Below are 10,813 nucleotides of genomic sequence, written 5' to 3'. Positions count from 1 at the left end.
CCAGAGAATGGAATCTCCGTCTCAATTGTGAAACGAAATAGCGAAATTATACGGGTTTTCAATCTACACACACCGGTGTAGGGTTGCGTTCACCGCCGTCATATCCTCTAAGGCGGGCAGCGGGATTGACCAACTCGACCATTTTCATACCAACAAAGGGAGCACCCCGATGGGCGACGCGATGCTTGGCACCATTCTCATTTGGCCGATCCGCTGGGTTCCGGTCGGCTGGCATCTGTGCGACGGCGCTCTGCTGAACATTCAGCAATACGCGGCGCTGTATTCGCTGATCGGCACGATCTACGGCGGCAACGGTTCCTCCACCTTCGGCCTGCCGGATCTGCGCAACCGGGTTCCGGTCGGCGCGCAGGCCGTCACCGGCCTGAACGGCGTGGCGTTCGGCGCCACCAACGTCGCGGCGAACGTCACCTCCACCGGCACGATCCAGGCGGCCAACTTGCCGCAGCACACGCACACCGCCGGCTTCACCCCGACCACCGGCCCGGTGAACTTCACCATCCCGGCGACCACGGGCAACCTGACGGTCAACACGACGCTGACCGCTGTCGCGGCTCCGACGGCCGGTTCGCAGACTGTGGCCCCGGCCGATAACTCTCTGCTGGCCGCCGGTATCGCGACCACTGGCACCAACGCGCCGAAGGTCTACGTGCCCGCGGGCACGGCGGGCACCACCGCGTCCCTCGGCGGCATCGCCTCCACCCCGAACGGCACGCCCAGCACCCCGGCGCTGTCCGGCACCGTGACCGCCGTCAACGGCGGCAGCGTCAGCGTCCAGCCGGCCGGCAACGCCAACCCGGTTCCGTTCGCCGCCTCCGGCCAGGTCGCGCTCAACGTGACGCAGCCGTCTCTTTACATGAATTTCATCATCTGCATCGAAGGGCTCTACCCGCAGCGCAACTGATCCCCCAACCGGGATCGGTCGCAGCAGGAAAACGCCGCGCTCCCGTGTCCCTGCGCGGCGTTTTCTTTTCGGGGTCGCGGTCGTCCGTTCAGGGCGCCGCGGCCCCGTTTCATTTCGGCCCCGCCCTTGCGTCGATTCGCGCCCTGGCGCCCGCCCCCCGAATCGGGGGCCGGTCACGTCACCCACAGCCAGGCCGGCAGCCCGGCGCCCGAACCGCCCGGCACCGGGGCGGGGCCGGCGGCGGCGATGCCGTCCAGATGCTCCTCCAGCAGGGCGGCGAACCGCTCCCGCGCGGGGCGCAGCAGCAGGCTGTGGTCGGCGCCGGGGATGCGGGCCATGCGCAGGTTCGGCATGGTGCGCAGGGGGCCGCCGTCCGCCCCGACATGGGCCTCCAGCTCGCCCAGCGTGACGTCGCCCTCGCTGTGTACCAGCAGGGTGCGGACCCCGCGCAGGCCCAGGTACTGGAACCAGTGTGCCACGTCGTCGGGATCGTAGCCGCGCCCCGTCAGGCTGGCGCGCAGCCGGCCGGCCTTGATCCGCAGGCGGCGGGCCGCCCGCTCCGACAGGCCACGGGCGATTCGGGCCGCCTTGCGGTCGCGGCCCAGGATGGCCCGCCAGGTGGCGCTCTCGGCCAGCCGGGGCAGGTAGGCGGCGGCGGAGGCGACGGCGGTGCCGATGACCTGCTCCGACGTGGCGCCCTCGCCCAGGACGAATCGGCCGGGGTTGACCAGGGCCTGCCCGACCACCCGCGGGTCGGCCAGCGCCGTGTGCAGGGCCACCGCCGCCCCGGCGCACAGGCCCACCACCACGGCGCTGCGGTGCCCCTGGGCCTCCAGCGCGTCCAGCGCCGCCCGCGCATCCTCCACCGAATCGCGGCAATAGATCAGCCCGTCCCGCCGGCCGGGCTTGGAGGCGCTGTCGCCGAGCCCGCCGAGGTCGACCCGCAGCGACGCCACCCCCCGCGCGGCCAGCCGGCGGGCGAGCGTGACCGACATGCGGCCGGACCCCACGTGGTGGGTGGCCCCGCTGTTCAGCAGCAGCACGGCCGGCCGGTCCCGCGGCTCGGCCGCCGAACCGGCCGCCGGGGCGGGCTCGCACAGCACGCCGAACAGGCCCCCCGCGGGGCCGAACCGCAGGGGCCGCTCCACGGCGCCCGGTGTCTCCAGCCGCGGCTCCGCCGGCAGCGGCGGTAAGGCGGCGAGGCGCGGGCCGGGAGGGGTCACGCCCTCCCCCAGCCAGCCGGCAACCCGCTCGAAGGTGGCGGACGGGGCCGTGGCGCGCTGGACGCTGCTCATCAGCGTGGCGAAGTCGGGGAAGGGCTCCTCCGCCACCGCCGCACCCAGCGCGCGCAGCCGCTCCGCCAGCCGGGCAGCGGCGCGGGAATCCGGCCGGTCGGCCAGCAGGACGCGCGGGGCCGGGCTTCCCGCCAGGGTGGCGAAGTCCAGGGCGCGCAGGGCCTCCGCGGTATCGGGGGTCAGGCGGAAGCCGCCGCTGTCGATGCCGTCGGCCGTGACGGCGGGGGGCGTTCCCTCCGGCCAGTCGCCCAGCAGGGCCAGCGCGCGCAGCTCCTGCACGAAGGCGCGGCCGGAGGGGGCCGGGGCCAGCAGGGCCAGCGCCGCGACGCCGCCGGGGATCTCCCGCGCCGCCGCCGCCGCGAGCAGGGCGCCCAGCCGCAGGCCGACCAGCGCCACCTCCTCCACCCCGGCGGTGGCGCGCAGATGGGCCACCGCGGCGTGGATGCCGGCGATCCAGGCCCCCAGCCGGCCGGGATCCTCCTCCCCGCCCGCGGAGTTGCCGGCGCCGGGGTAGTCGAAGCGCAGGGTCGGCAGGCCGGCGTCGGCCAGCCGCTCCGCGAAACTGCGCCAAGCCCGGTGCGTGGTCAGCGCCTCGTTCCCATAGGGGCCGCAGAGCACCACCCCGCGCCGGCCCCCGCGCCGGTCTTCGGCTTGGTGGAGCCATCCAAAGCAGCCCTCAAAGACCAAAGGCGTCATGCATCCCCCCGGAACCGCACCGGCAACCCTCCATTCAACGCGCAAACCTCACCATCGGGCACGCCGGCCCCATGGACTTTCGGGATCAGCCGGACGCACCGCTCCTCCCCCGGAGGCAGATGGAACCAGTCCTCCGCCGCGCGGAAGCGGTCGTCCTCCACATGGACCCAACAGGCCAGCCGCCGCGTTCGCAGCCGCAGCTCCCACCCTTCCCCCACCCGGACCGCCGCGGCGGACAGGCCCAGGTCGTGCCGCTCCAGCGGGTTGGCGGAGGGTGGGAAATGAAAGGCCTCGGCCAGCCGCCGGCCACTCCCGGCCTCGACCAGGGCCGCCACCGTGGCGTCGTGGGCCGGCGGGCCGAAGCGGTAGGCGTAGGTCAGGTCGAAGAAGCGGTCCAGCAGCTCCGCCGCCGGGATCGCCCGGGCGCCGCGCGGGGCCAGGGTCACCGGCCGCTCCGCCCGCACCACCGGGGTCTCGCCCCCGCGCAGGGCGGTCAGCCGCAGCACGGCCTCCACCGGCCGCGCGGTCTCGTTGATGAGGTGGACCGCCAGCCCGTTGACGCCCTCGTCGGTCAGCAGCAGTTGGACCGGCCGGAAGGCCCGGCGCAGCGCGTGCCACGCCGCCTTCGGGATCCCGGCGCTGTCCACCACACCCCAGCCAGCGCCCGGCCACAGGTCCTGGAACATCCAGACCAGCCCGCCCCCGCAAGGCGAGCCCGCGCGCCGCCATTCCGCGAACACCGCCTCCATCACCGCCCCGGTCACCGCCCGCGACAGGTGCAAATAGCGGTCCGGGTCCTCATACCGCAGGGCCGGCGGATCGGCGCCGAACAGGGTCCGCAGGTAATGGTCCCGCACATCCTCGAAATCCCAGGGGGCGCCGGGGTCGCGCGGCACCCGCGCCTTCCAGCGCGGGTCGTGGACGGGGGGAACGCCCGGCAGGGCGCCGGGCTCCGGCACGTTGGCGAAGGCCAGGCATTCCGTGGCGAAGCGCACATCGGCCCGGCGCGCGTCCTCCAAAGGCCGGCGGTAGGCGCCCACCCCATAATAATGAGTGACCCCGGCGTTGGCCGCGAAGGGCAGCGGCCCGCCGGTGGGGGAATTGCCGACATAGGGCAGGTCCGGCCGCCAGCGCTCCGCCTCCCCCCGCAGAGCGGTCTCGAAGACCGGTTGGCTCCAGGCCGCGCGCGGCAGGCCGAGCATGGCCGCCTGCTGCTCCGCCTCGCTGCCGCCGCAGAGCACGGCGAGGCTGGGCGAGGCCTGGGTGCGGTCGAGAAGCTGCGCCGCCTCCCGCCGGACCTTGCCCAGGAAGGCCTCGTCCGCCGGGTAATCGAAGTTGGCGAACATGAAGTCCTGCCAGACGAGGATGCCCAGCTGATCGCACAGCTCGAAGAAGGCATCGCCCTCGTAGGCCGTGATGCCGGCCAAGCGCAGCATGTTCATGCCGGCCTCCCGCGCAAGGTGCAGCCAGGGCGTGTAGGCCTCCTTTGAGCCCGGCAGGCCGACGACGTCCGCGCTGCTCCAGCAGGCGCCGCGGCAGAAGACCGGCACTCCGTTGACGCGCAGGGCGAAGCCGTCCCCCTCCGCCCGCTCTATGGTGCGGAAGCCGGTGCAGCCGAGGTCGACGCGCTGGTCGCCGATCACCGCGCTAACGGGATACAGCGTCGGGTTGCCGTGGGTGTGCGGCCACCAGGGCTCCACGTCCGGGATGCGGACCTCGCCGGACAAGCGATCCGGCCCCGTCCAGGCGAGCGGCGCGCGGACCCCGCCCACATCCATGAAGGCCGGCGGTTGACCGGCGCCCGTCCAATCAACAGACAGCTCCAGCCTCAGCAGCCCGTCGCCGCCATCCAGGGTCGAGCGCAGATCGGCGCCCAGAACCCGCAGCGGCCCGGCCTCCTCGACCAGTTCGATCGGGCGCCAAGGGCCGACCGCCGCGACCGGTGGGCACCAGCCCGGCATATGGCCGAGCAGGGTCGTCCGCACCGCCCGCAAGCCCGCCGGCCCGGCCAGCCGCACCGGCCAGCGCCCCCGGCCGCGCTGCGCCTTCAACACCGGGTTCAGCGCGCGGAAGAGGATGGTCAGCTCATGGTCCCCGCGCAGGGTGACCGGCACCTCCTGGGCCTCGAACATGCTGTCGGAGGCGAGGATGCGCTCCCCGTCCAGGAAGACCTCGGCGACGGTGGCGAGGCCGTGGAAACGCAGCCGCCGCCTCCCCTCCCCGGTCAAGCGCCGGCGGTAGACAACGTCCCGGTCGTGCAGGGGCGGCGGACGGTCGAGCGACAGGAGCCCGGCGTCCCGCAACGCCTGCGCGGCCGTCCCGGGGACGGCGGCGGGGATCCAGTCGCCCTCCTCCCCGACGCGCATCTCCCACCCATCGGTCAGGGCGGTCGCGGCGTGGCCGCTGACGGAAACGACCCTGGCCATCCCCCGTTACCCGAAGCGCCGGACCAGAGTGTCGAGCGCGGTGTCGTAGGCGCGCTCCATGCCCTCCAGCGTCGCCGAATAGTCCCCGAAGCGGCCCCGGTGCACCGCGCGGGCCAGTTGGAATTGCAGCGCCTTGGCCGAGGAGGTCAGCGCCTCGCAAGCGTCCGCCACTTCGGCTGGGGCGTCGATCCAGCGGCCGTAGCTGCCCAGCAGCTCGCAGTTCGCGCCGAGTTGCCGCAGGGTGTTGAAGGCGTAGAGGTGGAAATAGTCCATGGACCGCGAAGCCAGCCGCTCCAGATGCTCCGGCAGGGCGGCGCGGTAGGCGGCGACCGGGTTCCCGCGCGGCCGGCGGCCGAGGTGGTGGCGCAGCCGCTCGATGGACGCGTCCACCAGAGCCCGGCCCTCCAAGGCCGCATCCCCGCGCTTCACGAACTCCACATAGGGGAACAGCGTGTGCGCGGCGAAGACGCCGTCGTAGTCCTCCCCCTCCAGCGCGTAGCGGCCGGCGTTGTGGATGTAGTCGAGGCGCTTGGCCTCCGGCTCCAGCCCCAGGATGGCGATGGTCGTCTTCGAGTGCTGCGTGCGGTAGGAAGTGCCGCGCGTGTCCGGCAGGTGGAAACCGTCCACCTCCACCAGCACCGGCCGGCCGCGCTGAAGCTGCACGGCGGCGTGCGCCTCCACCGTGTCGTAGATGGCCAACTCCTGCACCTCCAGCCCGTAAAGCAGGCGCAGGTCCTCGGGCGGGACCTTGAAGAAGGTGAACTGGTCGCCTTCGAAGTCCTGCGCCACGGTGAAGGACAGCGACGCCAGGGGCTCCAGCCCCAAGGCGTGCAGAAGCTCGATCCACAGGTCGGTGTAGCAGTTGGTCTCGACCCAGGCACGGTCCGGCGCGTGCAGCGGGTGCGCGGTCGTGGTCATGTCCCCCACCCCGTCACCCCCACAGCGCGGCGCGCACGGACCCCGGCCAGGCCCGCACGTCGAAGCCGTGGTGGCGGAACAAGGCGAGCGCCACGCGCTCCATGCCGAAGCCAACGCAGGCGGTGTGGGCGACGGCGCCGTCCGGCGTCCGGATGTCCCACAGCAGGCCGAAATGGTCCTGGTGGTAGTTGAAGCTGAGGCAGGCGGTCGGCTTCTCCTCCGACGTGATCGGGATCAGCAGTTCGAACTTCAACCCCTGGTCGCGCTGGTTGGCCGCCAGCATCCGCCCGGCCCGGCCGAAGAACGGGTCGTTCGCCACGTCCACGGCGAGCGGCACGCCCAGTGAGTCCATCAGCGCCCGGCCGCGCTCCAACCAGCTCTGGCGAAAGTCCATCACCTGGTCGGGCGTGCCGACGCGGACATACTCGCGCATCCGGAACAGCTGCATCCGCGCGGGGTCGAGCGACGGCTCGTGGCGGAAGCAGTAGGAGTAGACGTCCACCAACGCGCCGTCGCCGCCCAGCGGACCGCGCTCGGCAATCGTGGGGTAGATCGGGTAGCAAGCGGCCGGGGTCATGACCACGTTGGTGGCCATCTGGCCGTCGGTCCACTCCTCCCCCTCCTCCAGCCGGCGCAGGAGCGTCTGGTGGGCGCGCTCGTCGCCCTTGAAGCTGTGCACCGTGCCGGCGAGCTGCGGGAAGCTTTTCAAATACTCGCTGCGCTCGAAATGGTGGCGGGCGACCGCCGGCGGAAAGCGCATGACCTCCGCCCCGTCGTCACGGCCCCAACGGGTGATCAGGTCGTTGAAGCGCTCCACCACGTCCTCGAAGACGCCGCTGCGGCCGTAGAGACCGTCCACCCCCGTGGGGATGAGCAGCCCCGCCGCGACCAGCGCGTCGCGGAAAGCGGCCTGCGGATCATCCGTCGCCCCATGGCCGGCCTGGGTCTGCCCTGACTGCATATCCATCCTTCACCCGAAGAGAGAGCCGTTGTCCTTGTGCGCCAGCAGCAGGTTCGCCGTGTTGCCCAGGACGCGGTCGTTGCTGATCATCAATGGCGCCGAATGGGCGTCGCGCAGGTGGCGGCCCAGGCTGTAGGGGCTGTCGTTGCGGTAGGCGGACAGGCCGGCCACCAGCATCGCCTGCTCCACGATGCGCACCACCATCTCCGCCGACGACATCTTCAGCGTGTTCATGGCGACCGCGAAGCCCATGGAGGTCAGGCGGTCGGGGCTGCCCGACGCCTCCTCGAACTGGGCGATGGCGCCCCGCACCATGCCGCGCATGGTCTGCAGGCGGGCGGTGACCTCGGCCAGCCGCCGTGCGCCGGGCGGCTGGGTGCCGGGCCGTTTGCGCGCCTCCGCCCGCACGAAGGCGCCGGCCCGCGCGACCGCGTCGCTGGCGATGCCGAGCCACGCGCTGCTCCACAGGATGTGCGTCACCGGCAGCATCGTCTGCGCCGAGATGTCGGCGTAGGACAGGGGCATGATCTGCGCCCGGACGCCCTCGGCCCGCAGGTGGTAGCCGATGCTGCGCGTGCCGCGCATGCCCAGCGTGTCCCAGTTCCCGATCGCCTCCAGCCGGAGCTGGTCCTTCAGGACGGGCACAATGATCTGGTCGGACGGTGGCGAGTCCGGCTTGCGGCGCGCCGTCACCAAGATCGCGTCGGCCTCCACCCCGTAGGAGATGACGGTGGCCTGCTTCTCCAGCCGGAAGCCGCCGTCGTCCCCATCTCCATCCCCTTCGACCGAGCAGGCGCTGGACCGCACGTCGCCGCCGATCCCGGCCTCCGTCGTCGCCGACGCCAGGAGGAGCTGCTCCGCCGCCAAGCGGGCCATCAGGTCGCGGTGCCACGCGCTGCCCTGGCCGTGGCGCACCAGGCAGGCGACCTGGATCTGGTGCATGGCGAAGATCAGTCCGGACGACGGGCATCGCTGGGCCAGCGCATGGGCGACCGCCGCCATGTCGGTCAGGCTGGCACCCTCCCCGCCGAAATCGCGCGGCACCATGGCGCCCAGCAGCCGCTCATTTTTCAACGCGGCGAAGGTTTCCGCCGGGAAGCGCGCGTCGCGGTCGACGGAATCCGCATGGCGGCCCGCCACCTCGGCGGCGGTGGAGGCCCCCCGCGCGAAGGGCCCGCTCATGCGGCGGCCGTCCCGCCAAGCAATCCGGCGACCGCGCCGCGGATGGCGCCGATGCTCTCAAACGTGCGACGGCGCAGCAGCTGCTCCGGAAACTCGATGTCGAACCGCTCCTCCAGCGCCAGCATCAGGTTCACCGAACCGTGGGACGTCAATCCGGCGGCGTAGAGGTCGTCGTTCTCCGACAGCTCCGACGCGTCGACCGTCAGCCAACCGCTGTCGCGCAGCAGGTCGCGGATATCGTCGGAAGACACCATCGGCGACGCCTCCCGTCCGCCGGCCTCCCCCTGCGATGCCCCCGCGGCTGCCGCCCCAGCCACCGATTGCCAATCCGTTTGGCGCATGTCCCAGTTCCCTTCCCTACCGCTTGCCCAGGCGATCCCCGGCCTTGTCCCTGCGCAGCGGACAACCTGAAGCGTCCTTGCGCAGCGGACAACGTGCAGCGGACAACGCAGACCGTCATAGAATGTTCTTTAAGTTACTTTGGTTTTCCGAAAGCGACCGGTCTTTTTCGGGTTGGGTGACCCACGGCGAGCTTAACACTTGCGGTGGTTATGGCCTTTCCTTTGGGGCATTGCTTTTCTCTCCATTGGAGCAACCCGATGGGGCGGCGGCGAAACGCCCTCTGGCGCAACCGAGCCAATCAGGCTACGTGACGGCGGGGCTTGCCTGCCCCGACACCGTCCCCACATCGCCTGGGAACGGCCCGCAAAACGGGATGCGATCACCACGAGGCCCCAATGACCGACACGCCGACGCAGCAGAACCCCTTCTTCGAAACCTGGACGACGCCTTTCGGTCTTCCCCCCTTCGATCGCATCCGCCCCGAGCATTTCCCGCCCGCCTTCGACCATGGCATGGCCGAGAGCCTCGCCGAGATGGAGGCGATCGCCGCCAACGCGGACGCGCCGAGCTTCGCCAACACCATCGAGGCGATGGAGCGCAGCGGGCGTTTCCTGGACCGCGTCGCCAACGTCTTCTTCAACCTGACCTCCAGCAACACCAGCGACGCGCTGGAGGCGATCGCGCGCGACTACGCGCCGAAGTTCGCCCAGCATTCCATGCGCATCGCGCTGGATCCCGGCCTCTTCGCGCGGGTGAAGGATCTGTTCGAGCGCCGCGACACGCTGGGGCTGGCCCCCGACCAGTTGCGCCTGCTGGAGCGTCGGCACCTGGGTTTCGTGCGCAGCGGCGCGCTGCTGCCGCCGGAACAGAAGGCCCGCATGACCGCGATCAGCGAGCGGCAGGCGACCCTGCACACCCTGTTCGGCCAGAACGTGCTGCACGACGAGAAGGACTGGCAGCTCGTGCTGGAGGAGAGCGATCTCGCCGGGCTTCCCGAATTCGCGCGGAACGCGGCGGCCCAGGCCGCGGCGGAGCGCGGGATGGAGGGCAAGTACGTCATCACGCTCGCCCGCTCCTCGGTGGAGCCGTTCCTGACCTTTTCGGCACGCCGCGACCTGCGGCAGGTCGCCTACGAGGCCTGGATCCGCCGCGGCGAGCATGAGGGGCCGCACGACAACCGCCCGCTGATCCGCGAGATCGTCGCGCTGCGCGCCGAACAGGCCAAGCTGCTGGGCTACGCCACCTACGCCGACTACAAGCTGGACGACAGCATGGCGAAGGACACTTCGGCCGTCGAACGCCTGCTGCTGCAGGTCTGGGAACCGGCCAAGCGCAAGGCGGCGGCGGAGCGCGCGGAGCTGCAGGAAAGCGCCCGCGCGGAGGGCATGAACGAGCCCATCGCCCCCTGGGACTGGCGCTATTACGCGGAGAAGGTGCGGCAGGCCAAGTACGACCTGGACGAGGCGGAGGTGAAGCCGTACTTCGTCCTGGACAACATGGTGCGCGCGGCCTTCGACACCGCCGGCCGCCTGTTCGGGATCAGCTTCAAGGAACGGCCGGACCTGCCCGTCTACCACCCGGACGTCCGCGTCTATGAGGTGAGCGACGCCGACGGCCGCCACGTCGGCCTGTTCCTGCACGACAACCACGCCCGCGGGTCCAAGCGGTCGGGCGCCTGGATGAGCAGCTACCGCGTCCAGGAGAGCTTCGATGGCGAGATCGCGCCGATCATCGTGAACAACAACAACTTCGCGAAGGGCGAGCCGACACTGCTCAGCTTCGACGACGCGGAGACTCTGTTCCACGAGTTCGGCCACGGCCTGCACGGGCTTCTCAGCCGCGTGCGCTACCCGTCCCAGTCCGGCACTGCGGTCCGCCGCGATTTCGTGGAGTTCCCGTCGCAGGTCTACGAGCATTGGATGAGCGCGCCGGAAACGCTGCGCACCTACGCCCGGCATTTCCGCACGGGCGAGCCGATCCCGGAGGACCTGCTGCGCCGCCTGCTCGCCGCCCGCAACTTCAACCAGGGCTTCGGCACGGTGGAATACACCGCGGCCGCGCTGCTCGACCT

At 71.4% G+C, this 10,813-nt stretch carries 8 protein-coding genes; 2 read left to right on the top strand and 6 right to left on the bottom strand.

From position 1 onward, the window contains the following. Positions 1 to 169 precede the first annotated feature (169 nt). Positions 170 to 922: a phage tail protein gene (locus M2351_RS14870; protein ID WP_264656893.1), complete on the top strand. Its 753-nt coding sequence runs from the start codon at positions 170 to 172 to the stop codon at positions 920 to 922. A gap of 173 nt (positions 923 to 1,095) precedes the next feature. Here M2351_RS14870 and M2351_RS14865 read toward each other — a convergent pair whose 3' ends face one another. Genes M2351_RS14865 through M2351_RS14840 form a run of 6 tightly spaced genes read right to left on the bottom strand, consistent with a single transcriptional unit; the run spans position 1,096 to position 8,741 of the window. Further along, on the bottom strand, positions 1,096 to 2,913 hold the full coding sequence (locus M2351_RS14865; RefSeq protein ID WP_264656892.1) for an alpha/beta hydrolase: 1,818 nt from the start codon (positions 2,911 to 2,913) through the stop codon (positions 1,096 to 1,098). Beyond that, on the bottom strand, positions 2,910 to 5,339 hold the full coding sequence (locus M2351_RS14860; RefSeq protein WP_264656891.1) for a glycoside hydrolase family 2 protein: 2,430 nt from the start codon (positions 5,337 to 5,339) through the stop codon (positions 2,910 to 2,912). Before M2351_RS14860 ends, M2351_RS14865 begins: the two co-directional genes overlap by 4 nt. Positions 5,340 to 5,345: 6 nt before the next feature. Beyond that, positions 5,346 to 6,257 (bottom strand): DUF1839 family protein, encoded by a 912-nt coding sequence (locus M2351_RS14855; RefSeq protein ID WP_264656890.1) that lies wholly within the window; start codon positions 6,255 to 6,257, stop codon positions 5,346 to 5,348. A 13-nt stretch (positions 6,258 to 6,270) separates the two neighbouring features. After that, positions 6,271 to 7,218: an amino acid--[acyl-carrier-protein] ligase gene (locus tag M2351_RS14850; protein WP_264656889.1), complete on the bottom strand. Its 948-nt coding sequence runs from the start codon at positions 7,216 to 7,218 to the stop codon at positions 6,271 to 6,273. 9 nt (positions 7,219 to 7,227) lie between these two features. Then, positions 7,228 to 8,400: an acyl-CoA dehydrogenase family protein gene (locus M2351_RS14845; RefSeq protein ID WP_264656888.1), complete on the bottom strand. Its 1,173-nt coding sequence runs from the start codon at positions 8,398 to 8,400 to the stop codon at positions 7,228 to 7,230. Then, positions 8,397 to 8,741 carry an acyl carrier protein gene (locus M2351_RS14840; RefSeq protein WP_264656887.1) on the bottom strand — a complete coding sequence of 115 codons (345 nt, stop codon included), beginning with the start codon at positions 8,739 to 8,741 and terminating at the stop codon, positions 8,397 to 8,399. The genes M2351_RS14845 and M2351_RS14840 overlap by 4 nt, the downstream gene beginning before the upstream one ends. A gap of 396 nt (positions 8,742 to 9,137) precedes the next feature. On the opposite strand from M2351_RS14840, the gene M2351_RS14835 reads away from it, so the two are divergent. Continuing rightward, positions 9,138 to 10,813: M3 family metallopeptidase (locus M2351_RS14835; protein ID WP_264656886.1), on the top strand; the 1,676-nt coding region annotated here is incomplete at its 3' end.

This window comes from Azospirillum canadense (genome assembly GCF_025961225.1).
GTDB lineage: Bacteria > Pseudomonadota > Alphaproteobacteria > Azospirillales > Azospirillaceae > Azospirillum > Azospirillum canadense.
This window is presented reverse-complemented; position numbering and strand designations above follow the sequence as displayed.